Genomic DNA, 24961 nt, shown 5'->3' with positions numbered 1-24961 from the left:
GGGACATCATTTTGTGTGGAATTACAGGTTATATCGATTGGCAAAAAGACGTTAGAGAAGATAGCGAAATGCTTAAGAATATGACGGAAACATTGTCATTACGTGGACCAGATGAGTCAAACATATGGTTGGATCAGCACGTTGCCTTTGGACATAAGCGGCTTTCCGTTGTTGACCTCATAGGGGGGAAACAGCCGATGCAAAAAGCTAAAGATAACTATTCTTACACAATTGTTTATAATGGCGAGTTATATAATACGGAGGAATTACGGCAGGAATTACGGAAAAAAGGATATGTGTTCCGTACGATGTCCGATACGGAGGTTTTGCTTACAGCTTATATCGAATGGGAAGAAGCTTGTGTTGATTACTTGAATGGAATTTATGCTTTTGGCATATGGGATGGAAAAAAGGAACAGTTATACATGGCAAGAGATCGACTTGGGGTTAAGCCATTGTTTTTTTATGAATCCGAAGGTCAGTTTATTTTTGGTTCAGAGTTAAAAGCGATACTAGCACATAACGATGTGAAATCAGAGGTTGATCTATCAGGTTTGGCGGAAGTTTTTGGATTAGGTCCGTCTCGAACACCTGGGCATGGCATATTTAAAAATATGAAGGAATTACGTTCCGCGCATGCGCTTACCTTCTCAACGAATGGTTTAAACATATGGAGATACTGGAATGTAAAAAGTCAAGAACATACAGATTCTATTGAAGAAACGACACAGAAGGTAAGGGAATTATTTGTTGATGCGGTAGAACGACAGCTTGTTGCAGATGTACCTGTATCCACGTTTTTATCTGGTGGTCTAGACTCAAGTGCAATTACCGCTATTGCTTCGAACTATTTTACAAAGCAAGGAAAAGCACCGTTAACAACGTTTTCTATTGATTATGAAGGAAATGCAGACTATTTTGAAGCAAGTAAATTTCAACCTGCGATGGATCAGCCGTGGATCGATAAAATGGCGGCTACGTTTAAAACAGACCATCATGATGAGGTGATTTCTGGCCGAGAACTTGCTGATCATCTCAAGGAGTCTGTTTATTTACGTGATCAACCGGGGATGGCAGATATTGACTCCTCCATGCTATGGTTTTGTAGGCGAATAAAGAAGCGTACAACGGTAAGTCTTTCTGGAGAATGTGCGGATGAAATTTTTGGTGGGTATCCTTGGTTCCATGATCCGACTACAGCCAGTGGAGCAGGGTTTCCATGGATGCGTTCATTAGATTCACGTATTGACCTTCTCCATCCTAAGTGGCAAGAAAAATTAAATCTAAAGGATTATGTTTTCCAACAATATCAGGAAACGATTGAAGAAACACCTCGATTGGACGGTGAATCAGAAATTGATGCACGTAGAAGAGAGTTATTCTATTTAAATATGCATTGGTTTATGGCACAACTCCTCGATCGTAAGGATCGAATGAGCATGGGAGCAAGTTTAGAAGTTCGTGTACCCTATGCAGACCATAAATTAGTAGAATATGTATGGAATATTCCATGGGATATGAAAATGCTTGAAGGAAGAGAAAAAGGTATTCTTAGGAAGGCAATGGAAGGGATTCTTCCTGATGAAGTGCTATACCGAAAGAAAAGTCCGTATCCTAAAACGTTTCAACCAGAATATACGAAGGCAGTAAAAGCATGGATGGAGCAAATATTATCAGATAAAGATGCCCGTTTATTTGAATTTTTAAATCGTGATAAAGTAGAAGCTATTTTACAAAGCGAAGGGCGTGAATTTAAGGACCCGTGGTATGGCCAATTAATGAAAGGACCACAATTAATCGCTCATCTTTGTCAAATTGATTATTGGTTGCGAACATACGATATAACGGTAAGTGAATAAGTAATAGAGATATAAGGCTTTGTTAATGGAAAACAGCTTTCTAGAGACTGGGACAAAAGAATTTTTAGCAATGTAAAGCCCAAACCTTATCTGAAATATTTTAGATAGGTTTGGGTTATTATTTTGGAGATAGGTAGTTCATTCATCGCTTGGTCAACATGCTTCGCTTTCCACGGGCACGTCTGGGCACATCTTCAGGTCGAACTTTTTGCCGTAGGATAAGGAAAGCTTCGGCAACGATACATCATACGCAGAAAAAGCGCTCTCTTTTTCAATTAGTCTACGTATTTTGGCTGCGCTTCGTATTAACAATTATTTTATTAAATTAGAGGCTTTGCTACTGTGGTTAACGCTTTTTCTATTAGGAACCAAAACTTTGCCTTATAGGATCTTCCATTATTCGTGCCATCGAATGGTTTCCCCAATTTATTTACTTTCTCTTCAAGTCAAGTTCAGCTTGTTGTCTAGTTAAAGTCAATCAAGCCAATTGTCAAACATTATCCTTGTTTCTCTATGGATAGAATTTCATCTTTACCTGCGGAAACAAATCGTGATTCCATTTGCGAAATTCGCTGCATATCAGCGGTATTCGTAATAATAATTGGAGTAATGGCACTTGCGGCTTTTTCTTTAATTAAGTCGACATCAAAGGAAATTAATTTCTCTCCTAATTGCACGTTATCTCCTTCTTTGACAAAAACCTTAAAGCCTTCTCCTTTTAAGCTAACAGTCTCAAGACCTATATGTATGAGGATTTCTATATTATTCACGCTTTTAAGACCAATTGCATGTTTAGTAGGAAAAACCTGTATAACCTTCGCATCCACTGGTGAAACTAATATCCCGTTACTTGGCTTAATAGCGACACCATCTCCCATCATCTTCTCAGAAAATACAGGATCTGGAACATCTGCTAACTTTATTAAATTACCATCAGTTGGAGCAACTAATTTCAATTGGCTACTCCTACTATTAAAAAGTTTTTGAAACATATAATTCCCTACCTTCTATAAAAATTCAACCACAAAATTAGCTAACTTTTTTGAAAAAGCTGTCTGTAAGCGGTAAAAAACACTTGATAAAAATAGTTTACACAATTAAAATTAAAATGTAAATTATTTTCATATCAAAAAAATGAGGTGGATCGTATGAAGAATGCTTTTTTTGAAAAGGCACAACGGTTTGGTAAGTCATTCATGCTACCAATTGCCGTTCTTCCAGCTGCTGGGCTGCTACTTGGAATAGGTGGAGCATTTAGTAATCCTGCAACCATTCAAGCATATCCAATTCTTAATCATGCATGGCTACAAGCAATTTTTACAATTATGAGCTCTGCTGGAAATATAGTTTTTGCCAACTTAGCATTAATTTTTGCGGTAGGGGTAGCTATTGGACTGGCTAGATCTGATAAAGGTACAGCTGGCCTAGCTGCAGTATTAGGTTATTTAGTAATGAATGCAACGATTAACGCAATGTTAACGATTACTGGAAAGCTAGCTGAGGAAAACCTTGCAGAAGTAGGGCAAGGAATGGTGCTTGGTATTCAATCATTGGAAACGGGTGTATTTGGTGGTGTAATTTTAGGCTTGATGACGTATTGGTTGCATCAAAAATATAATAAGGTAGAATTACCAAAATTTCTCGGATTTTTTGGAGGATCACGATTTATTCCAATTATCACTGCATTTATGTCAATTATATTAGGTGTCATCTTATTTTATGGTTGGCCAGTTATCCAATCAGGAATTTTCTCTCTCGGTGGACTTGTAGAAGTAACAGGATATATAGGTACATTTATATACGGATTCATTCTTAGACTACTTGGACCTTTTGGGTTACACCATATATTTTACATTCCATTTTGGACAACGAGTTTAGGTGGATCAATGGTTATAGATGGTTCACTGGTAGAAGGAACACAGCGGATTTTCTTTGCACAGCTCGCACAACCGGATGTCGAACAATTTTTTATTGGAACAGCTCGATTTATGGCTGGTAGACATATTACTATGATGTTTGGACTTATTGGAGCATGTTTAGCAATTTATCATACTGCAAAACCGAAGAACAAGAAGAAAGTCCTTGGTCTAATGCTATCAGCGGGGTTAACTTCTTTCTTAACCGGTATAACCGAACCGATAGAATTTTCATTTTTATTTATAGCTCCAGTTTTATATGTTATCCATGCGTTTTTTGATGGACTAGCATTTATGCTAGCACATATTTTTGAAATAACGATTGGCCAAACATTCTCGGGAGGTTTTATTGATTTCCTATTATTTGGAGTGCTGCAAGGAAATGAAAAAACAAACTGGATTATCGTTCCTATCATTGGTATAGTTTGGTTCTTCCTATATTACTTTACGTTTAAGTTTATGATTAAAAAATTTAATTATAAAACACCTGGACGTGAAGATGAAAATACAGAAACACAGACTTATACAAAAAGTGAAAGAGCAGAGGCTATTATTTCAGGATTAGGTGGCGAAGCAAATATTAAAGATGTAGATAATTGTGCTACTCGCTTAAGAGTTAGTGTATTTAAAGCGGATTTAGTGAAGAAAGACGACTTAATGAAAACTGGTGCCAAAGGTGTCGTAGCTAGCGGAAATGGTGTGCAAGTTATTTATGGCCCTGAAGTATCCACCATTAAAAATCAAGTAGAAGAAGCGTTAGGAGAAATTGAGTAATGAATGTTTTAAACCAACTAGAAAAACAATTAATTGTATCATGTCAAGCTTTAGAGGAAGAGCCACTTCATTCTTCAAAAATCATGGGAAAGATGGCTATCGCTGCTCTAGAAGGAGGTGCTAAAGGGATACGTGCTAATTCCGTAGCGGATATCTTAGAAATTAAAAGTCTGGTAGACCTTCCAGTTATAGGGATTATTAAGCAGGAGTATGCAGATAGTAACGTCTATATTACTCCTACACGAAAGGAAGCAGAGGCATTATTGGCAGCGGGAGTAGACATTATTGCAATGGATGCAACAAATCGTAAAAGACCAAAGAATGAAAAGCTAGCTGATATTATACAACTGGTGAAGTCTCAATCTGCAAATGTAACTCTCATGGCAGATATTTCTACAGTTGCAGAGGCAATTCAAGCTGAAAAGCTAGGATTCGATTGTATATCGACAACACTAGTAGGGTATACCGAGGCCACTCAAGGAGCGAATATTGCCGATGATAATTTTGCGTTATTAAAGCAAATGATTCGGTCAGTTTCAATCCCTGTAATTGCTGAAGGAAAGGTCGATACGCCATTGAAGGCGGTAAAAGCATTGGAAAATGGCGCCCATTTTGTTGTGGTGGGAAGTGCGATTACAAGACCACAAATAATTACCAAGACTTTCACAGATGCTTTAAAAAAAGGTTAATCAAGACATAGGACCGGTAATCGCCGGCCCTATATTTTTTTATACTCATTTAAGGCATGTAATGTTAAGTCATGTTTTTCTTGTGCATCTTCTTTATGTAAGAGAAGTAGCATGCTTAATATATCTAATGAGAGTAGAATGGATAGTTGGCTATTCATAAAACCAATTTCCTGATATGTTTTTAAGTTTGAAGTATATAATATAAGGTCGGAACTGTTTGCTAATTTTGTTTTGGAAAAATTTGTAACAGCTATAATTTTTGCATTGTTTTTTTGGGCGAGCTTTACACCATCAATAACTTCCTGCGTTTTTCCTGAACTGGAAATCGCAATGACTAGATCCTCACTTGTAAGAATAGAAGCATTAATAATCATATCATGTGAGTCCGTGTGTGTATCTACTGTAAAACCCATTCTCGCCAGCCGAAGCTTTAATTCCTGTGCTGATAATCCTGAGCTCCCTAGTCCATAGATATGGATAGCTTTTGAAGAAACAATCCAATCACAAGCCGTTTCATACTTCTGTATAGATGTAAGAGAGTTTGTAGATTTAATGACGGAGTGATAAATTTGATCTACTTTCTCAACCGCATTATGAGTTTCTAAAGTTTCCTCTACGGCGTCTCTAAGTAAGATTTTAAATTCAACAAAGCTAGTTGCACCTATTTTTTTACAAAAACGGGTAATAGTAGCGATGGACACATTGATTCTATCGGCTAATTCCTGTATATGTATATTTAATAATGTTTCACTATGGTGTATTATATAATCAGCTATTTTCTTTTCTGTTTTACTTAGTGTTTGGTACTTTAGTTGAATTTCATCTAAAATTGACCTCATTTTCTACCTCCAGCATTTTTCCCCACTTCTAATATATACTAATTTTATTATATAGAAGAAATAAATAAATGAAAATATAACAATGCTTGGGAAAGGTGTTTTTCGATATTCCTCCCGTAAAAAGAGTGGCTGTAATTATTTGGAGAGAGGATAATAATCCATGCTTGGCGAATAGTATTACATAAAGGAAGGTGGTTAATAGTGGAAGAAAGAATACCTAAAGAACAACCAATGAAAAGAAAAAAAAGGAATAAGAAGAAAATTGTCTTATTTAGTTTTAGTGTGCTATTAATAGTGAGTATATTTTTATTTTTGTTTGTAAACGCATACATAAATCGGTCATTGGCTCTGGTGGAGGGGAAGATTGAGTTGCCAATGCTGAAAAAGGATGTTCTTGTACGTACGGATGATAACGGAGTTCCGCATATTCAAGCTGCTAATGAGCATGATTTATACATGGCACAGGGTTATGTACAAGCACAGCATCGTTTATTCCAAATGGAGATGTCGAGAAGACAAGCATCTGGTACATTAAGTGAAGTAGCTGGAGAGTCGGCAATAGATCATGATAAATATTTTCGTACTTTAGGTCTGCGAAGAGCAGCTACTAAGTCTTATGATGTATATAGTACTGAGGCCAAGCAGGTACTTGATGCATTTGCTGCTGGGGTCAACGCGTATTTGACAGAAGCGATAGAAACGAACAGTTTGCCTATTGAATTTACATTAATGGGCTTTAAACCGGAAAAATGGACGCCGATAGATTCACTTACAATAGGTAAATATATGGCTTTTGACTTAGGAGGACATTGGGAGCGGCAAGCGTTTAATTATTATTTATTACAGAATTATAATAAAGAAGAAGCATATGAATTATTTCCAAGCTATCCATCTGGAAAACCAGTTATTATGAATGAACAACCTGTTTCTGTTATCGATAGTTTCGAGAATGCAATTATACCTCATGCGTTTAATGGTAGTAATAATTGGGTTGTAAGCGGTGAAAAAACAGAATCAGGATTACCATTATTAGCTGATGATCCTCATTTAGGATTAGCAACACCGTCTATTTGGTTGCAAATGCATTTAGAAACGGAAAGTCAGAATGTTAGTGGCGTCATTTTTGCTGGTGTACCCGGTATCATATTAGGTCATAACGATCAGATTGCATGGGGGGTTACTAATACAGGTCCAGATGTCCAACAACTATATCTTGAAAAAAGAAACCCTGAAGATACTACAGAATTTTTATATGAGGAGGAATGGGAGCAAGCTAAAATTATTGATGAACCAATTAAAGTAAAAGATGGTGAAACGATCGATTATCAAGTAATTGAAACAAGGCATGGTCCAGTAGTTTCAGAGTTTGCTAAAGATAGTGGAAAAGATAACGTATTATCATTAAAATGGACTGCTTTAGAGCCTACGACAGAATTAGAAGCAATCCTTGAAATAAACCGTGCAAATGATTGGAAATCCTTTGAACAGGGCTTAGAAAAATTTCTTGTTCCAGCTCAGAATTTTGTGTTTGCCTCAACGGATGGAACAATAGCTTATAAAGCAAATGGTAATATACCAATTTATCAGAATGGCAATGATGCTTTATTACCTCTACCTGGATGGAAGGAATCTTATGAATGGAAGGGCTATATTCCATTTGATGAGCTTCCAATTATGATCAACCCCAAAAAGGGCTATATAGCAACAGCTAATAATAAAATAACTACAGATGACTATCCGTATCATATTAGTAATGTGTGGGCACAACCTTATCGTTATGAACGAATTGCAGAAGTACTAGATGCTAGTCATTCACTGACAGTGGAAGATATGAAAGGGCTGCAAATGGATGATATGAATTTGCAAGCAAAAGAATTTTTACCTCTTTTTTTAGAGGCTTTAAACCAATTAGAATTAACTACGCAAGAGGAAAAAGCTTTAGAAATACTTCGTAATTGGGATTATCAGGATGATTCTACTGCCGCACAACCGCTACTATTTCATTATTGGATGGATAAAATCGAAGCAATCATTTATCAGGATATTCCTGAAGAAATGATGGATTTGTTTGGCTCACGTGGCCAAACGACTGATCAATTGCTTAGAAAAGCTTTACATGGTGAGTCTACTTTTTGGATTGATGAACAAGGTGGAATGGAGCGTTTATTACAAGAATCCTTACGTAAAACGTTGAAAAAATTAAATGAGGATTATGGAAGTGATATGAAAAATTGGCAGTGGGGAGATTATCATCAAGTACAATTTGTTCATCCATTATCAGGAATTCATCCCGTCTTAGAATTTTTCTTTAATAATCAAGATCCTGTCCCTGTGGATGGAAGTGCAGTAACTCCAATGGCAGCTAGTTATGAAGAAAACGGCCTAGTTGATCATGGAGCATCATGGAGATTTGTCATCGATATGGCATCCCCGAAATCCGGGTATCATATTGTTGGCCCTGGACAATCTGGACATTTCAAAAGCAATTGGTATCATGATCAGGTGGATGACTGGGTGACAGGAAATTATCACAAAACGCAGTTAGATGATGTAAAAGGTAAAACACTAATACTGCAGTCGGTCAAAAATGACTGAGTTTTATAAACATAATTCGATAAAATAGGACAAATTTATTACCCGGGAAATAAATAAGAATTACTGTGATCAATACGATAAAGTGTAAACGCAATAAAGTGAAACTTCAATCAGTGGAGAGGTGATGATCCCTCACTGATTGTTAGTACCACAAGGGTATGATTTAAAGGCCCTAGAACCAACTGGACCTTCACTGCCAGTTGTATACGGGATAAAGCTATATGGTAAATGGGTAATATTACCATGAATTGGTTAACTGGAGAAACCACAGTATATTCAGAGACAATTTTAAAATGTTGTTGACAGCGTTTCCATACTAAAGTAGAATAAAACTACAAGTTAATTATGTGGCGGAGAATAGGAGATCCACACTTTAATTGCAACTTCCTTGGGGAAAGTATGTCTATTAAAGTGTGGATCTTTTCGTGTCAATTGCTTTCTTTTATTTCTCAATCTGCATACCATGTGGTTTAGCTATTGATGAATTGCTAGTTATTTTGATGGGAGAGGTTGAATCAGCATCAGTTGGCCAAATCTTCGGTTTTCCATGATTAACTTATAGAATAATAGAATAAGGGGTGTTATACATGTCTGAATTTTTAGCAGAACTTATTGGAACAATGATATTAATTATCTTTGGTGGCGGTGTTGTTGGAGGCGTTGTTCTAAAACAAACCAAAGCTGAAGGTGCTGGCTGGGTAGTCATTACGATCGGCTGGGGACTTGCTGTAGCAATGGGGGTATACGCAGTTGGTAACTTTTCCGGAGCACATATTAACCCAGCAGTTACATTAGGATTTGCTGCGATTGGCGAATTTCCATGGTCCAAGGTTCCTTTGTATATAACGGCACAGATGATTGGAGCAATTATTGGAGCAGTAATTGTATTTTTAAATTATTTACCACATTGGAAAGAAACAAAAGATCAAGGTGCTAAGTTAGGTGTTTTTGCTACTGACCCTGCCATACGTAGTCCTTTTTCTAACTTGTTAAGTGAAATTGTTGGTACTTTTGTTCTTGTAATGGGACTTTTATTTATAGGTGCAAACGAATTCACAGAAGGCTTAAACCCTATTATTGTTGGCGCTTTAATTATTGCTATCGGTATGTCGCTTGGTGGAGCAACTGGATATGCAATTAATCCTGCGCGTGATTTAGGTCCAAGAATTGCACACGCTTTACTTCCTATACCAGGCAAAGGTGGATCTGACTGGGGATATTCCTGGATTCCAGTGCTTGGCCCAATTATCGGTGGAATTTATGGTGCGTTATTCTACAATGCTTTCTTCACAGGTAGTTTCTCGACTGGTTTTTGGATTATGAGTGTAATGATGGCTGTCATCATAATAGGTGCAGTTAGTGCGGAATTAAAGAAAAAGGAAACGCTTGCTGATAAAATGGAAAATAAAGCTATATAGGAGGAATGTATGGATTAAAATCCCGTGATACATGGGAGGGTGAGCGACCATAAGCGGTGTGGAGAATGAGGGCATGGTTATATCCCTTTTCAACCAAATGTACACAATTTGGCTGTTAGGATGGATAAAACTCGGTTAGAATATTCTGTACTCTAATTAAACGCTTTATCCATCAATACATTCAATGAAATGGTGCTTGATTAATTCTAAGAAAACAAGAGTATTTTGAAGATAATTAAAGTATATAGAGGGAGGAATGGATGATGAATAACCAATTTATTTTATCTATTGATCAAGGTACTACAAGTTCTCGAGCGATTATTTTTAACCACAAAGGAGAAATTGTCCAGACAGCGCAAAAAGAGTTTGAACAATTCTTTCCACAGCCTGGTTGGGTTGAACATGATGCCAATGAAATTTGGACCTCCGTTCTAGCTTGTATTGCAGAGGTATTACGCAAGGCTGATCTAGAACCAAATCAAATTGCTGGTATTGGTATTACAAATCAACGGGAAACAACGGTAGTATGGGATAGAAATACGGGGAAACCAGTATACAAAGCGATTGTCTGGCAGTCTAGACAAACGGAGGCTATTTGTAAAGAGCTAAGAGAAGCTGGCTACAATGAACTATTTAGAGAGAAGACAGGATTGCTGCTTGACCCTTATTTCTCTGGTACGAAGGTTAAATGGATTTTGGATAATGTGGAAGGTGCAAGAGAAAAAGCAGACAACGGTGACTTAATGTTTGGCACAATAGATAGTTGGCTAGTATACCGTCTGTCTGGTGGTAAAACGCATATTACTGATTATTCCAATGCTTCTCGAACATTAATGTTTAATATTTACGATTTAAAATGGGATGACGAGTTATTAGATATACTAACTATTCCGAAAAGCATGCTACCAGAAGTAAAACAATCCTCAGAGGTTTATGCTCATACGGTTTCTTATCATTTCTTTGGAGAAGAAGTACCAATTGCCGGTATTGCTGGGGACCAACAAGCAGCGTTATTTGGGCAAGCTTGCTTTGAGAAGGGTATGGCGAAAAATACTTATGGTACTGGATGTTTTATGTTAATGAATACAGGTGAAGAAGGAGTTGCCTCTGAGCATGGATTATTAACAACACTCGCATGGGGAGTCGATGGTAAAGTTGAATATGCATTAGAAGGAAGTATTTTCGTAGCAGGCTCTGCTATCCAATGGTTACGAGATGGCTTAAGATTAATAGAAACTGCTCCAGAAAGTGAGAGCTATGCAACAAAAGTAGAGGGCACAGATGGTGTATACATGGTACCTGCGTTTGTCGGTTTAGGCACACCGTATTGGGATAGTGAGGCAAGAGGTGCTGTATTTGGACTTACCCGTGGTACAACAAAGGGTCACTTTATCCGGGCTACACTAGAATCATTAGCATATCAAACAAAAGATGTTTTAAATGCAATGATTGCGGATTCAAAAATAGATCTAAAGACATTACGTGTGGACGGTGGTGCAGTCAAAAATAATTTCTTAATGCAATTTCAAAGTGACATCATCGGTGTTCCTGTAGAGAGACCAGTTGTTCAAGAAACAACTGCTTTAGGATCTGCATATCTAGCTGGGTTAGCCGTTGGTTACTGGAAGGATAAGGATGAAATTGCAAAACAGTGGAATATAGAGAAAACATTTACGGATAATATGGAGGAAGAGAAGCGTAAAGCTCTATATGGCGGCTGGAAGAAAGCTGTTGAAGCAACTCGAGCATTTAAATAAAGCTTTAGCAAGAAAGGGGTCATGACTATCTAAGGATAAGAATGGCCCTTTTTTATAAAAAATTTCTAAGAAATAGTATTTATTTGTGTGATTAGGCTATAAACAGGGTATTTTTATAATAAGAAGATGAAAGGGGTAGTAAAATGAAAAAAATTATTAACGATCCAGATCAAGTTGTTCAAGATATGGTGAATGGGTATATTGCTGCTTACCCTGAGAAAGTTAGGTTAATACCTAATACGTTAGTGTTAGCAAGAAAGGAAGCGCCAATTAAAGGTAAAGTAGGATTAGTAAGTGGTGGTGGTAGTGGACATGAGCCTGCTCATGCAGGATATGTTGGAAAAGGTATGCTTGATGCAGCAGTTGCTGGTGAAGTATTTACTTCACCAACTCCAGATCAAGTGCTCGAAGCGATAAAAGCTGTAGATGGAGGCGAAGGGGTTTTTTTAATCATTAAAAACTATACGGGTGATGTATTAAACTTTGAAATGGCTGCAGAAATGGCTGAAGCTGAAGGTATCCAAGTCGAAAAGGTAATTGTTAATGACGATGTTGCAGTTGAAGATAGCTCCTTCACTACTGGTCGAAGAGGGATAGCTGGGACAGTATTGGTTCACAAAATAGCTGGAGCTAAGGCAGAAAGCGGTGGATCACTGAAGGAAATCAAGCAAGTAGCGGACAAGGTTGTAGCAAATGTACGCTCGATGGGAATGGCACTCACCTCATGTACAGTACCAGCTGCTGGAAAGCCAAGCTTTACATTGAAAGAGGATGAGATGGAGATTGGGATCGGAATTCATGGAGAACCGGGAATTGAGAGGAAGCCAATTACTTCTGCTGATGAAATTGCAACAGAATTAACAAATAGAATTCTCGAGGATATCGAAATATCAAAAGGAAATAATATTGCTGTAATGATTAATGGTTTAGGAGCTACTCCAGAAATGGAATTGTATATAGTAAACGAGAAAGTTCAGGGAATACTTCATGATAATGGCATTCATGTATATCGAACATTTGTCGGAGAATATATGACATCATTGGAGATGGCTGGTATTTCCATAACTTTATTGAAATTAGATGATGAACTAAAGACATTATTAGATGCTGGATCAGAAGCACCCGCTTTTCGCAGCTAGGAGGGATTTAATATGGAATTGGATGTATCACGTACTATAAAATGGATAAAACTTGCAAATGAAAAAATACAAATGAATAAAGATTACTTAACTACACTGGATCAACCTATTGGCGATGGTGACCATGGAATTAATATGGCTAGAGGATTTCAAGCTGTGGTAACTAAGTTGGATGAAGAGGATTATCAAGAGGTATCTGACGTTTTAAAGGATGTAGCGATGACCATCATGTCAAAGGTAGGTGGTGCATCTGGTCCTTTATTTGCAACAGTCTTCTTGAAATTAACGAATGCTTTAAAGGGTGAACAAATTATTAATCAGAAGCAGTTTGCAATAGGATTAAATGAAGCTGTTAGTGGATTAAAGCAACGTGGTAAAGCAACAGAGGGAGAGAAAACAATGGTTGATGTATGGTCCCCCATTGCTGATTTATTTCAGACAAATGAGGAAGTCGATCATTCTTCCATTTTACAGACTGCAAGCAATGCTTTAGAAAAAGTAAAAGATATGATGGCCACAAAAGGACGGGCCTCCTATTTTAAAGAAAAGTCGATTGGGCATTTGGATCCAGGAGCTGTGTCATCATACTATATTTTTGAAGCATTGGCTGAAGTATAGAAAGGAGCATCTAAGTAATGGCTTATGTAGGTATTGTACTTATTTCCCATAGCTCAAAAATCGCTGAAGGAGCAAAGGAGCTTATCCGACAAGTAATAAAGGACGTACCAATTGAAACAGCTGGAGGTACAGAGGATTTAGAGATTGGAACAAGTATAGAAAAGATTAATGCTGCCATTGAGCAAGCTAATCAAGGTAATGGTGTGTTGTTATTTTATGATTTAGGTAGTGCAAAGATGAACGCTGAAATGGCAATCGAAATGACAGATCTTAAAGCGATAAAGTTAGTAGAAGCTCCTATTGTAGAAGGTGCTTATGTAGCAGCAGTAGAAGCTGGTATGGGCAAAAATTTAGAAGATATATACGACTCGGTAATACAAGCTTTCGAACATAAATAGAAAAAACCCTTTACGGTTTGAAATACTCCGTAAAGGGTTTTTTCAATCTGGTGTTAGTATATAACTTGGATTATCAGCAAAGTAGAGGAAACTATTGCTATGCTGTCTGTTATACTTGAAAGTACAAGGCATGATGGGAGGATTTATATGATTACGGTAAATGATATTTACAATGCGAGAGAAACTATTACAGATACAATAAATAATACGCCCATTTTAGAATCTACACAGCTATCTTCTATCTGTAAGAATCAAATGTTTTTTAAAGCTGAGCACCTACAACAAACAGGGTCTTTTAAGATTAGAGGTGCCACGAACAAGGTTAAACGTGCGGCTCAAGAAGGGTCATCATTTGTTACGGCAGCATCATCAGGAAATCACGGCCAGGCAGTAGCCTATATTGCAAATCAGTTAGGAATACCAGCTACGATTGTCGTTCCTGAGGATGCTAATGAAAGTAAGGTAAATGCAATTCGTTCATATAAGGGGAAAATTGAAAAATGTGGAATGACTTCCTCTGAACGGCTTCCACGTGCAGTGGAAGTCGCAAAAGAAAATAATGGTATGATTATTCCTCCTTATGATGATCCATTAATCATTGCTGGCCAAGGTACAGTTGGATTAGAGATATTAGAACAAATAGATCATGTTGACGTTGTCGTAGTACCAATTGGTGGTGGTGGATTAATTTCCGGGATACTAACTGCTATTAAAGAAACGAAGCCATCGATTAAAGTTATTGGAGTGGAGCCTGAAACTGCTAAAGATACTTTTATTTCCTTACAGGAAGGAAAAATAACGAGTATACCACCAACGATAACAATAGCGGATGGCTTACGTACAACGCACCCAGGAACCCTTACCTTCCCCATTGTGAAGCGATTTATAGATGATATTGTTCTTGTAAGTGAAGTACAAATTAAACAGGCGATGACCTTTGTTTTACAGCGTATGAAGCAGTTGATCGAGCCTTCTAGTGCTGTAACGGTTGCAGCAGCTATGTTTGATAAACTTGGTGTCTATGATAAAAATGTGGTCTGTGTATTATCTGGAGGGAATGTTGACATCCAGCAGTTGAATGCATTCATTGTCCAGTAGTCACCTATATATGTATAGATGAAAATCTATTTATCCATCGATTTCTTCGTCGTAAAAGGATCGATGGATGTTTTTAATCTATTATCCAATTCCTCCATAAATTAATAAATCTATCCATTCTTTTATGTTATAATAATTTGATATTTTTAATTATTTGTACCGTCTGTTAATATAAAAATTACGTTTCTCTACCACTTCGATTGATCCCGCATATAATTTTGCAGTAAGTCCCCACTCCGGCAATAAAGTGAACCGTTCTGGAATGAGTGGGGGCGACTGCAATAAATGTCCGATTGGTTCGAGGGCCTTTAGGTCATACCCTTAGTGGTACTAACCATCCGTGGGGCTAAACAAAAACCCCCAACTGATTGAAGTTTCACTTTTATTATTTGCAATATTTATGCTCTTCCTAAAGGCAGCTAATAGTACTATCCCATTCATTCCGTTGTGTTCTGTGTTTAAGGAGGGGAGATATGCTTCGTGTTTCATTACAAACAAAGATACTTGTCCTAATCTGTGGATTAATTATTTGTATAACTATACTACTGACTGGGATAAATGCTTATTTTGAATCGCAAGATATTGAAAAACAAATAGGGGAAAGAGCTTTAAATGTAGCTATTACATTTTCTCATATGCCTTCGGTAAGGAGTGCTTTTGATGAGGCACATCCAGAAAAAACGATTCAACCAATTGCTGAGGAGGTTCGAGAATACATTGGTGCAGAATTTATTGTAGTAGGAAATAAGGATAGTATACGTGTAGCTCATCCTGATACAAAGAAAATCGGAAAACATATGGTTGGGGGAGATAATGATAGAGCATTAAAACATGGTGAATATTATACATCAAAAGCTGTAGGAAGCCTAGGCTATTCGTTACGTGGAAAAGCGCCTATTTTTAGTAAAGATGGTGACATAATTGGGATCGTTTCTGTCGGGTTTATGGTTGAAGATATTAAGTCGATTGTTTTCAATAAATTATTAAAACTGGGTGGAGTATCGTTATTGGTATTGTTGGCTGGTATCGTTGGTGGGGTCTTATTAGCAAGAAATATTAGAAAGGATACGTTTGGTCTGGAACCATATGAGATAGCAACTCTTTATCGTGATCGGAATGCCATCCTCTCTTCGATAAAGGAGGGGATTATTGCAATTGATCAAACTGGTAGAATTAATTTAATGAATGAGTCTGCGCAAAGAATTTTAGGAATTAATAATAACAAAGCGAATCAAAAAATAGAGGATGTTTTTCCAAATACAAAAATGTACGATGTACTTCAATCGGGAAACGTAATAAAAGATGAAGAAATAGCTTTAAATAATCGACAGGTTATTGTTAACCGTAAGCCAATCATAGAAAATGAACAAGTAGTAGGCGTAGTATCAAGCTTTAGGGATAAAACAGAGCTAAATGAAATGATAAATACATTGTCCGAAGTTAGGCAGTATTCCGAAGATTTACGTGCCCAAACACATGAGTACACCAATAAACTATATGTGCTTTCAGGGTTGTTGCAATTACAACATTATAAAGAGGCTATTGAGTTAATTCAAAAAGAATCAAAGATACATACGGATCAAAATAAAATTTTGCTTGATCAAATAAAAGATCAAACCGTCCAAGCTATCTTGTTAGGAAAAATAGGAAAGGCGTCAGAAAAAAAGATTGCGCTTACAATTGATCCGAATAGCTACTTACAGCCATTGCCGAAGCAAATGGATATGGCAAAATTAATTACAATTGTTGGTAACTTAATTGATAATGCTATGGAAGCAGTTGAACAACAAAATGTTAAAGAGGTTGTAATTTTTGCAACTGATATAGGTCAAGATATTGTATTTGAAATTGCCGATAGTGGCGAAGGCATCAATGATATGGAGGTTCAGCAAATTTTTCAACAAGGCTATTCTACAAAAGGAATGAAGGATCGCGGTTATGGATTAGCTATTGTTAAGGATACAGTAGAAGAACTTCAGGGAACTGTTGAAGTACATAATCAAAAACACAAAGGAGCAGTGTTTTCTGTTTTTATTCCTAAACAGACAAAAAGTGATTAGCAGAGGGGGGATGGAATGATACGTGTCATTATTGCAGAGGACGATTATCGAATTGCAAATATTCATGAAAAGTTTTTAGAGACAATCTCAGGTATAGAGGTTGTTGGAAAAGCGTTAAACGGAGAGCAAACACTGGATATGGTTAGCAAAACTGCAACTGATTTAATATTACTAGATATTTATATGCCTGATATGTTAGGTAGTGATATTATGCTAGAAATTCGTCATCGTAATCCTAACATTGATTTTATTATGATATCTGCAGCAACGGAGACAAAGATTGTTGGTAATGTCATACGCAATGGAATCTTTGACTATATCATTAAACCAGTTAAAATGGAACGGTTTATAGAAACTATCAAACGCTATAAAAATATGAAACAACAATTAGCAGCAAAAAATGAGGTAGATCAGTCATTTTTAGATGATTATTTTGGACAGAAGCTAAGTACTAGAGAACCAACACCAAAAGGAATAGACCCATTAACGCTTGAAAAGGTTGAAGGAATATTACATCAAGTAAATACTGGTATTACTGCTGAGAAAATGGGTTCTAAAGTTGGCGCCTCACGAACAACAGCAAGGAGATATTTGGAGTATTTAATATCCATTAATAAGGTTACGGCTGAATTAGAGTATGGTATCGTAGGAAGACCAGAGCGAAGATATCATTTAAAGTAGGAATTATGATGAAGGCTAGGCTCCGATAATTGATAATCTAAGGAAGCAGCAATGCACAAAGAATGAACTAATCATATAGTGTAACATGTTAGTTGTATAACACTGCTGGAAGTATGATGGAAGCAATCCCCATATGTATACGCCTGAGAAGGCTTGCCACTCATTTTGAAATAGCCACCATTCAGCAGTTGATAAATTCCCTCTCCGTTATTATGCTTGTCTGTATCGAAGAGGGAATTTTTGTCATCTTTTCGATAAACAGCTGATAAAAGATGAATAAACAATACATAGAAGTTAATCTCCTATTACCGTGAACAAAATGCTCAAAATAGACAAAAAATTCTTATTGCATCTTATTTTGTAAACGGTTACATAAAGAAGGGATTTTATTAGAGTAAATAGTAGAAAGCAAACAATGATTTAAAACAGGGAGGAATGAGGAGTGAAACGGTGGATTACGCTTATCGGGTTTCTTGTGATCATACTTACAGTAACAGCATGTTCCGGTAAAGATGAAAAGGCAACTGGCTCATCAGGAGATTGGACACCTGAGAAACCCATTGAAATTATAGCACCAGCAGGAGCTGGTGGAGGCTGGGATACTACAGCACGCATGGCTGCTAAAGTATTCACAGAAGAAGGATTGATTGATCAGGACATTGGGGTTGTAAATAAACCAGGTGGTGGAGGTGCGGTAGGTTGGGCGTATATCGCAGGCAAACAAAAAAGTTCATATAATTTATTTGTATCCTCACCTCCAATTGTTTTAATTCCGTTAAATGGGCAGTCGGAATATGGACACGAGGATTTTACACCACTTGCTAATATGATAGCAGACTACGCTGCATTTGCGGTGTCAGCAGATGCAAAATGGGATAATCTTAATGATTTATTTGAGGATATGAAGAAAGATCCTGCTAGTATTACAGTTGTTGGTGCCTCTTCACCGGGGAGTATGGATCATATCCAGTTCATACAGATTGCAAAGGCTGCAGGGGTTGATGTGACAAAAATTAAGTATGTATCTGACCAAGAAGGTGGGGGACTGACGCAAGTGCTAAATGGAAGTGCAGACGTTTACTCAACTGGAGTGGCAGAAACAGTAGAACAAGTAAAGGCTGGGAAAATAAAGGTATTAGGAGTGTCTTCTGAGGAGAGATTAGAGGGTGAAGTTATAGAAGATTTTCCAACCGCTAATGAACAGGGGATTGATGCAACCTTTGTAAACTGGCGTGGATTTTTTGGACCTCCGGATATGGACGATGCAGCTGTGAAATATTATGAAGAAAAATTTAAAGAATTAAGTGATTCACAGGCTTTTGCAGATATCAGAGAGCAATATGGTTGGGATGAAATGTATATGGACAGCAAATCATATAAGTCATTTTTAGATGAACAGAAAGAAGAGATTCAGTCTTTACTAGATGAATTAGGTCTATCGAAATAGACCATTTCCTAGAAGTCAATGGCTAAGGTCATTGGCTTCTATGTTTACAATAATGAATAATTATATATGTTTCCTTACAGTTGGCGTATATCATTCACACAAATTAATAAAGCGTAGCGTCTAAATTAGGTTTTAGCAATAAGGTATTTTAAATTATAGGTGGTGAAGGCATGTTTAAAGCATTAAATCAACGTATCAGCATTATTCTACTAATTATAGCAGTAGCTTATTTAGTAATGGCATATCAACTACCTGCTTATCCATACACACCTGTTGATGCGGATGTTATTCCAAAAGGATTGGGTTATTTGCTAGTTTTTTTATCGATTTGTTTATTTTTTGCTAAGGATTCAGAAACAGAAGAACAGCGATCGCGTAGAAATATTCCTTTGAAAGATATTGGTACATTAATTGCTGTATTCTTATTTATTTTGCTTTATATTACACTATTGGAATTCTTAGGATTTATTATAACTACAACACTGTTTATCTATTTTTGTTCATGGTTCTTAGGATATAAAAAACATCTTACAAATGGGGTGGTTGCTCTTATTTTTCCAATTTTTATGTATATAACGTTTACAAAATTTTTGCAAATAAGTTTACCCCAAGGATTATTACCGTTTTAGAGGAGGTTCCGTATGGATTCTATTGAAGGTATTATAACTGGCTTTCAGGTTGCATTTAGTATGCAAGGGTTACTTTTCGTTTTAATTGGTGTTTTTGTTGGTACATTCATCGGTATGTTACCAGGGCTGGGACCAATCAGTGCTATTGCTGTCATGATACCAGTGACGTTTGGAATGGAACCAACCGTTGCATTAGTGATGATGGCAGGTGTTTACTACGGTGCCGTTTTTGGTGGATCTACATCTTCCATATTATTAAATGCACCTGGGATCTCTGGAACGGTCGCAACAGCATTTGATGGTTATCCGATGGCACAACAGGGAAAGGCAGGCAAAGCACTTGCTATAGCTGCTACGTCATCTTTTGTTGGAGGTACTGTAAGTGTCATATTATTAATGCTTTTAGCACCGATACTATCAAGTGTTGCAGTCTCCTTTGGTCCACCTGCTTATTTTGCTTTAATGTTTATGGGATTAACCTTAATAACAAGCTTATCCGAAGGGTCAACGATTAAGGCTTTAATCTCAGCTGTTATTGGATTTATGGTGGTCACAATTGGCATCGATGCCCAGACGGGAACACAACGATTTACATTTGGAAATGTGAATTTATTGGAGGGCTTAGACTTCCTGGTAATTGCTTTAGGTTTATTTGCATTAGCAGAGGTTTGTACATTAATTATAAATCGTAAAGATTTATCAATGGATAATGCTCATAAATTAGGTAGTTTAAAGATAACCAAGCAGGAGTTTAAGGAAATGCGTGGTCCAATGTCACGTCAATCCATCTTAGGTTTTTTACTTGGAGTACTTCCAGGGGCAGGAGCAACTATTGCCTCATTTATAGCTTATATTACTGAAAAAAGAATTGCTAAAAGTCCTGAAGCGTTTGGAAAAGGCTCAGTAAAAGGACTTGCTGCACCGGAAACTGCTAATAATGCTGCGACTAGTGGTGCTTTTGTTCCATTACTAAGCTTAGGTATACCAGGATCCGGAACAACAGCTGTTATGTTGGGCGCTTTTCTTGTGTTAGGCGTTCAGCCTGGTCCATTATTAATGACCGATAGACCTGAGATTTTCTGGGGGATTATCGCTAGCATGTATATAGGGAATGTATTTCTACTAATTCTTAATTTACCGCTAATCCCTTACATAGCGAAAATATTAAAAATTCCCCGTCCATTGCTTATTTCATTAGTCATTATGTTTAGCATTATTGGGGTTTATGCGATTAGTTTTAATACGTTTGATTTATACATGCTTCTCTTATTTGGTGTAATTGGCTTTTTTATGCGACTATTTTCGTTTCCAGCTCCGCCATTAATTTTAGCATTTATCCTAGGAGGGATGATGGAACAGGCGTTTAGACAGTCATTGACCATATCAAATGGAAGTTTGATGGTCTTTGTACAAGACCCATTAGCTTTAACACTACTAATTATTGCATTATTGTTTCTTGCTTTTCCTTTGATTCAACAAATAAGAAGGAGCAAGAGAGCATAAATGCGAATCATCAGAAGTGTTTACTATAAAAGCTATAAGAAAATATACTGGCTGTCTTTTGTACTGGTAATATGTTGTTTAGTACTATTGCTTGTAAAAGACGCGATGGCTACACACTTCACAGCTGAACAACTTCGTACATTGTTTGTACTAGGAATAGCGGTTTACTTATGGGTGGCGGATCCAATTCCTACTGGAGCTGGTAGTATATTAATTATTGCATTATTGATGGTTTTTCAGTTAGCTGATAGTATGGAAGAGGCAGTAGTAGGATTTTTATCACCAGCGATTTACTTTATTTTTATGTTATCAATTATCAGTCAGGTGCTTATTAAGGCGGGTGTTGATGGCATAGTGGCTCAATTTTTGTTGAAAATGAGTAAAGGGGGACCGAAATTTATTATTATCGGTCTGCCTCTATTTAGTTTACTGCTACCTGTGCTGCTTCCATCAGCTGTAGCACGTTTCAAAATGCTATTACCTTTGATAGATCGATTAAATGACTATTTTGCTCTAGGAGAGCAAAGTCCATTTCGTAAATATGGCATTCATGTTATTGGAATGATAAACCAGCATGCAACAATGATTGTTTATACTGGTGGGGGATTTCCGATTTTGGCTTCTCAACTCTTAAGGGATTATCAAATTGCTGATTTAGGATGGTTAGACTGGTTTTTACTTATGGCCCCTCCAATATGGATTGGCTCCATTTTGACCCTTCTTTTTGTTTATAACTATATTTCGAGGCAATCCCGTAAAATTAGCTATTCTAACGTACCCAGTTCTACTTCTAGTATATTGAAGGAAGATCAAGGAGAGCCTTCGAAGCAAATGTGGATAGTTAGTATAAGCTTTTTCGTAATGGTATTGACGTGGGTCGTTACTGATCCCCAGCAAGTACCTTTATTATTGCCACCTATGCTCTTAGTTGTTTTTTACGCCATTCCGAAAATTGACTTAGTAACAAATAGTGATATACGTAAGCTTGACTGGGAGAATTTTTTGTTGCTGGGAGCTTCTTTTTCATTAGGTTCTGTCCTTGAAACTAATGGAACTGCATCTCAATTAGCGCAACTATTAATGAAAGTCGTACCTGAAGGAGCAGGAGTAGTATTAAGTGTTAGTATTATTGCAATAATGGTGTTCATATTACGCTTCTTTTTTATCGTACCATCATCGGCAATTATTGTTATTTTTCCAGTTGTTATGTCTTATTCTCACCAGGTTGGACTTCCTCCTGTTCCCTTAGCACTTTTAATTATTATGATTGTCGGTAGTATGATTATTTTACCTATTCATACAACTACGACCTATTTGGCGAGTCAAACGCTTGCGTACTCTAGGAAAGAGCAAGTGATTATTGGATTATTTTCTAGTACCGTATTTTTTATCATTGCGATCTTGGCAGCACTATATTTTTGGTAATACGAAATAAAGGTGATTTCATAAAGGACATCACCTTTATTAGGTGTGACTACAATTTAAACCCAGTTCTACTTTTAAATCGCTTTAGGATAATTGAGCTTTCTACTCGAGTTATTCCCTCAACAGAATATAGTTCTTCGTTAATGAATACTTCAAGATTTTGAAAGTTTTCTACAAGTACATGCATATGTAGTGTACTGGGTCCTGTCATTTGATAAATACTTGCTACCTGAGGGTGATCAGCTAAATTTTGGGCAACTCGTTGAAGCTGTTTTGGTTCCACATCTACTTCAAAAAAAGCGGATACTTGCTTTCCGAATTTCTCTGAGTTAATGACAACTGTAAACTTTTCAATAACGCCTTTTTCCTTTAAATTTTGAATTCGATCCTTAACAGCCACACGCGATAGTCCAACTTTATCAGCTAATTCAACATAAGATAATCGGCCATCTTCAGCAAGTTCCTCTAACAATTTTACATCAATGTTATCCAGTTTCATCGTTTCTGCTCCTACGATTTATTTAAAGCTAAATATAGTTTAACAGATAACTTTCCTGAGAAAAACAATGTAATACTCAAACATTTGATAAATACAAATGGTAAGATTTTTTATGCTTTGATTTTATTTTGTAAGGTTTTATCATTATTTTTATTTGTTTTTGACATAATAAATTGTTGACAGCTAAATATTTGTTTATTAGTATAGAATTTAAATTGGTGTAAGAGTAAGAAAATACAGATTTTCCGAACGGGCAAGCCCACTTCTTGAGACGTGGGATGAATATTTAGTGTAAGCTACATTATCGAAAAGGTACGTGAGCCATGAGGAATCATTGGAATATCTTTATAGCATTTTTTCGAGTTGGAATTTTAGGATATGGTGGTGGACCAAGTTCTATACCACTTGTCCATAAAGAAGTGGTAGATAATTTTAAGTGGATGAATGATGAGGAATTTGGTGATTTACTTGCATTGGGAAATACACTACCGGGCCCAATAGCTACAAAGCTTGCCGGTTATATTGGTTACCGGGTATCAGGGGTTTTGGGAATGATTAATGCGGTATTAGCAACAATATTACCTACCATTTTTCTGATGATTTTACTTCTTTCATCCTTATCCTCCATAAAAGAGTACGATTGGGTTCAGGGGATGACGGCTGCAGTCATACCAATAGTTGGAGTCATGCTAGCAACGTTAACATGGCAATTTATTCATAAAGCAGGAAAAGGAATGGGGTGGCTACAAACAGGACTAGTACTGTTAATTGTCTTCGTTTTATTGCAAGTTCTACATATACACCCAGGACTTATTATAGCGGCTTTATTAATCCTAGCACTCGTAAAGAAGGATAAAGCGCCAAATACAGAAGAAAACATCACCGGTAGGGAAGGTGATCCGTCATGATCTATTGGGAAATATTTCTTGCGTTTTTCATACCGGGAATACTGGGGTATGGAGGAGGACCAGCCTCGATACCGCTTATAGAAAATGAAGTAGTTACTCGTTATGGATGGATGAATGTTCAGGAGTTCAGTGAAGTTCTTGCATTAGGAAATGCACTACCCGGACCAATAGCTACAAAAATGGCCGGCTATATTGGCTATGATGTCGCGGGAATCCCAGGGGCTGCAATAGGTGTTTTTGCTACGGTAGCACCGTCCCTACTATTAATTATTGTATTGTTAAGTATACTGTATAAATATAAGAATTCACCGAAAGTAAAGCGAATGACGCTCTACATTCGACCAGTTATCGGTATCTTACTAGGTGTAATGGCATGGCGCTTTTTTAGTGAATCTTATGAAGGTATCGGTTTATGGCAAACAGTTATATTGATGCTTGTAAGTTATTTATTACTGGAGCGTATGAAAGTACATCCAGCATTTGTCATCATAGGTGCGCTTATTTACGGTGGATTTTTCTTATAAAAAAGAGGGCAAGCAGATGTGTACCCTTTGTAAAGGATATTTTAATGACCTGGCTTCCCTTTTTTTAAAGATAAGAAAGTATAAAAATTTGGCTATACCAGAGTGTTACTTACTGTGGTATTTTAAGTATATGGAAAAAAACATCTTGAAACGAATCTTTTTTGATAAACATCAACATTGGGAAG

Annotated in this window: 21 protein-coding genes; 18 read left to right on the top strand and 3 right to left on the bottom strand. The window is 36.9% G+C overall.

The genetic code is table 11. The features are described from left to right. The first annotated feature begins 11 nt into the window (after window positions 1-11). A complete protein-coding gene (gene asnB / locus Q1A47_RS07585) occupies window positions 12-1859 on the top strand; it encodes an asparagine synthase (glutamine-hydrolyzing) (RefSeq protein WP_026680097.1) in 1848 nt (615 codons plus the stop codon). 497 nt (window positions 1860-2356) lie between these two features. On the opposite strand, the gene Q1A47_RS07580 is transcribed toward asnB, so the two are convergent. Next, a complete protein-coding gene (locus tag Q1A47_RS07580) occupies window positions 2357-2815 on the bottom strand; it encodes a PTS glucose transporter subunit IIA (protein ID WP_308036020.1) in 459 nt (152 codons plus the stop codon). 192 nt (window positions 2816-3007) lie between these two features. On the opposite strand from Q1A47_RS07580, the gene Q1A47_RS07575 reads away from it, so the two are divergent. After that, entirely contained in the window at window positions 3008-4549 is a 1542-nt protein-coding gene (locus tag Q1A47_RS07575) for a PTS transporter subunit EIIC (protein ID WP_026680095.1), read from the top strand. Then, on the top strand, window positions 4549-5238 hold the full coding sequence (locus Q1A47_RS07570) for an N-acetylmannosamine-6-phosphate 2-epimerase (protein WP_026680094.1): 690 nt from the start codon (window positions 4549-4551) through the stop codon (window positions 5236-5238). Before Q1A47_RS07575 ends, Q1A47_RS07570 begins: the two co-directional genes overlap by 1 nt. 29 nt (window positions 5239-5267) lie before the next feature. On the opposite strand, the gene Q1A47_RS07565 is transcribed toward Q1A47_RS07570, so the two are convergent. After that, window positions 5268-6077 carry a MurR/RpiR family transcriptional regulator gene (locus tag Q1A47_RS07565; protein ID WP_026680093.1) on the bottom strand — a complete coding sequence of 270 codons (810 nt, stop codon included), beginning with the start codon at window positions 6075-6077 and terminating at the stop codon, window positions 5268-5270. Between the two features lie 231 nt (window positions 6078-6308). Between Q1A47_RS07565 and Q1A47_RS07560 the strand changes: the two genes are divergently transcribed. The 13 genes from Q1A47_RS07560 to Q1A47_RS07500 all read left to right on the top strand — a co-directional run bounded on the left by Q1A47_RS07560 (window position 6309) and on the right by Q1A47_RS07500 (window position 22845). Further along, entirely contained in the window at window positions 6309-8672 is a 2364-nt protein-coding gene (locus tag Q1A47_RS07560) for a penicillin acylase family protein (RefSeq protein ID WP_166530526.1), read from the top strand. 587 nt (window positions 8673-9259) lie between these two features. Continuing rightward, window positions 9260-10090 carry an MIP/aquaporin family protein gene (locus Q1A47_RS07555; RefSeq protein ID WP_026680091.1) on the top strand — a complete coding sequence of 277 codons (831 nt, stop codon included), beginning with the start codon at window positions 9260-9262 and terminating at the stop codon, window positions 10088-10090. A gap of 263 nt (window positions 10091-10353) precedes the next feature. Continuing rightward, the gene (gene glpK, locus Q1A47_RS07550; RefSeq protein WP_121605747.1) at window positions 10354-11847 is read left to right on the top strand and encodes a glycerol kinase GlpK; all 1494 of its coding nucleotides are present in this window, start codon (window positions 10354-10356) and stop codon (window positions 11845-11847) included. A gap of 143 nt (window positions 11848-11990) precedes the next feature. After that, window positions 11991-12986, top strand: coding sequence for a dihydroxyacetone kinase subunit DhaK (dhaK, locus tag Q1A47_RS07545; protein WP_166530518.1), 996 nt, complete (start codon window positions 11991-11993; stop codon window positions 12984-12986). Window positions 12987-12998: 12 nt separating this feature from the next. Next, the gene (dhaL, locus tag Q1A47_RS07540) at window positions 12999-13604 is read left to right on the top strand and encodes a dihydroxyacetone kinase subunit DhaL (protein WP_166530519.1); all 606 of its coding nucleotides are present in this window, start codon (window positions 12999-13001) and stop codon (window positions 13602-13604) included. A 17-nt stretch (window positions 13605-13621) separates the two neighbouring features. Next, window positions 13622-14002 (top strand): dihydroxyacetone kinase phosphoryl donor subunit DhaM, encoded by a 381-nt coding sequence (gene dhaM, locus Q1A47_RS07535; RefSeq protein ID WP_166530520.1) that lies wholly within the window; start codon window positions 13622-13624, stop codon window positions 14000-14002. Between the two features lie 147 nt (window positions 14003-14149). Further along, complete coding sequence (locus Q1A47_RS07530) at window positions 14150-15100, top strand: threonine/serine dehydratase (RefSeq protein WP_166530521.1); 951 nt, start codon at window positions 14150-14152, stop codon at window positions 15098-15100. A gap of 473 nt (window positions 15101-15573) precedes the next feature. Further along, a complete protein-coding gene (locus Q1A47_RS07525; protein ID WP_166530522.1) occupies window positions 15574-17160 on the top strand; it encodes a sensor histidine kinase in 1587 nt (528 codons plus the stop codon). A gap of 15 nt (window positions 17161-17175) precedes the next feature. After that, complete coding sequence (locus tag Q1A47_RS07520; protein WP_026680084.1) at window positions 17176-17841, top strand: response regulator; 666 nt, start codon at window positions 17176-17178, stop codon at window positions 17839-17841. 442 nt (window positions 17842-18283) lie between these two features. Continuing rightward, window positions 18284-19288, top strand: coding sequence for a tripartite tricarboxylate transporter substrate binding protein (locus tag Q1A47_RS07515; protein WP_051388257.1), 1005 nt, complete (start codon window positions 18284-18286; stop codon window positions 19286-19288). Between the two features lie 170 nt (window positions 19289-19458). After that, window positions 19459-19917, top strand: coding sequence for a tripartite tricarboxylate transporter TctB family protein (locus Q1A47_RS07510; protein ID WP_121605742.1), 459 nt, complete (start codon window positions 19459-19461; stop codon window positions 19915-19917). 12 nt (window positions 19918-19929) lie between these two features. Beyond that, window positions 19930-21420 carry a tripartite tricarboxylate transporter permease gene (locus Q1A47_RS07505; protein WP_166530523.1) on the top strand — a complete coding sequence of 497 codons (1491 nt, stop codon included), beginning with the start codon at window positions 19930-19932 and terminating at the stop codon, window positions 21418-21420. Further along, window positions 21421-22845: an SLC13 family permease gene (locus tag Q1A47_RS07500; RefSeq protein WP_166530524.1), complete on the top strand. Its 1425-nt coding sequence runs from the start codon at window positions 21421-21423 to the stop codon at window positions 22843-22845. Between the two features lie 49 nt (window positions 22846-22894). Here the strand turns inward: Q1A47_RS07500 and Q1A47_RS07495 are convergent, their stop codons facing one another. Then, window positions 22895-23344 carry an Lrp/AsnC family transcriptional regulator gene (locus tag Q1A47_RS07495; RefSeq protein ID WP_026680079.1) on the bottom strand — a complete coding sequence of 150 codons (450 nt, stop codon included), beginning with the start codon at window positions 23342-23344 and terminating at the stop codon, window positions 22895-22897. Window positions 23345-23667: 323 nt separating this feature from the next. On the opposite strand from Q1A47_RS07495, the gene Q1A47_RS07490 reads away from it, so the two are divergent. Next, on the top strand, window positions 23668-24252 hold the full coding sequence (locus Q1A47_RS07490; protein ID WP_026680078.1) for a chromate transporter: 585 nt from the start codon (window positions 23668-23670) through the stop codon (window positions 24250-24252). Continuing rightward, complete coding sequence (locus Q1A47_RS07485; protein WP_026680077.1) at window positions 24249-24776, top strand: chromate transporter; 528 nt, start codon at window positions 24249-24251, stop codon at window positions 24774-24776. The genes Q1A47_RS07490 and Q1A47_RS07485 overlap by 4 nt, the downstream gene beginning before the upstream one ends. The last annotated feature ends 185 nt before the right edge of the window (window positions 24777-24961 follow it).

This window comes from uncultured Virgibacillus sp. (assembly GCF_947495635.1).
Classification (GTDB): Bacteria; Bacillota; Bacilli; order Bacillales; family Amphibacillaceae; genus Virgibacillus; species Virgibacillus salarius.
This window is presented reverse-complemented; position numbering and strand designations above follow the sequence as displayed.

Excerpts from the sequence above, each read along its gene's own strand:
- Q1A47_RS07575 (WP_026680095.1), top strand. The coding sequence starts at position 3,008 with ATGAAGAATGCTTTTTTTGAAAAGGCACAACGGTTTGGTAAGTCATTC.
- Q1A47_RS07570 (WP_026680094.1), top strand. The coding sequence starts at position 4,549 with ATGAATGTTTTAAACCAACTAGAAAAACAATTAATTGTATCATGTCAA.
- Q1A47_RS07565 (WP_026680093.1), bottom strand. The coding sequence starts at position 6,077 with ATGAGGTCAATTTTAGATGAAATTCAACTAAAGTACCAAACACTAAGT.
- Q1A47_RS07560 (WP_166530526.1), top strand. The coding sequence starts at position 6,309 with ATGAAAAGAAAAAAAAGGAATAAGAAGAAAATTGTCTTATTTAGTTTT.
- Q1A47_RS07555 (WP_026680091.1), top strand. The coding sequence starts at position 9,260 with ATGTCTGAATTTTTAGCAGAACTTATTGGAACAATGATATTAATTATC.
- glpK (WP_121605747.1), top strand. The coding sequence starts at position 10,354 with ATGAATAACCAATTTATTTTATCTATTGATCAAGGTACTACAAGTTCT.
- dhaK (WP_166530518.1), top strand. The coding sequence starts at position 11,991 with ATGAAAAAAATTATTAACGATCCAGATCAAGTTGTTCAAGATATGGTG.
- dhaL (WP_166530519.1), top strand. The coding sequence starts at position 12,999 with ATGGAATTGGATGTATCACGTACTATAAAATGGATAAAACTTGCAAAT.
- dhaM (WP_166530520.1), top strand. The coding sequence starts at position 13,622 with ATGGCTTATGTAGGTATTGTACTTATTTCCCATAGCTCAAAAATCGCT.
- Q1A47_RS07530 (WP_166530521.1), top strand. The coding sequence starts at position 14,150 with ATGATTACGGTAAATGATATTTACAATGCGAGAGAAACTATTACAGAT.
- Q1A47_RS07525 (WP_166530522.1), top strand. The coding sequence starts at position 15,574 with ATGCTTCGTGTTTCATTACAAACAAAGATACTTGTCCTAATCTGTGGA.
- Q1A47_RS07520 (WP_026680084.1), top strand. The coding sequence starts at position 17,176 with ATGATACGTGTCATTATTGCAGAGGACGATTATCGAATTGCAAATATT.
- Q1A47_RS07510 (WP_121605742.1), top strand. The coding sequence starts at position 19,459 with ATGTTTAAAGCATTAAATCAACGTATCAGCATTATTCTACTAATTATA.
- Q1A47_RS07505 (WP_166530523.1), top strand. The coding sequence starts at position 19,930 with ATGGATTCTATTGAAGGTATTATAACTGGCTTTCAGGTTGCATTTAGT.
- Q1A47_RS07500 (WP_166530524.1), top strand. The coding sequence starts at position 21,421 with ATGCGAATCATCAGAAGTGTTTACTATAAAAGCTATAAGAAAATATAC.
- Q1A47_RS07495 (WP_026680079.1), bottom strand. The coding sequence starts at position 23,344 with ATGAAACTGGATAACATTGATGTAAAATTGTTAGAGGAACTTGCTGAA.
- Q1A47_RS07490 (WP_026680078.1), top strand. The coding sequence starts at position 23,668 with ATGAGGAATCATTGGAATATCTTTATAGCATTTTTTCGAGTTGGAATT.
- Q1A47_RS07485 (WP_026680077.1), top strand. The coding sequence starts at position 24,249 with ATGATCTATTGGGAAATATTTCTTGCGTTTTTCATACCGGGAATACTG.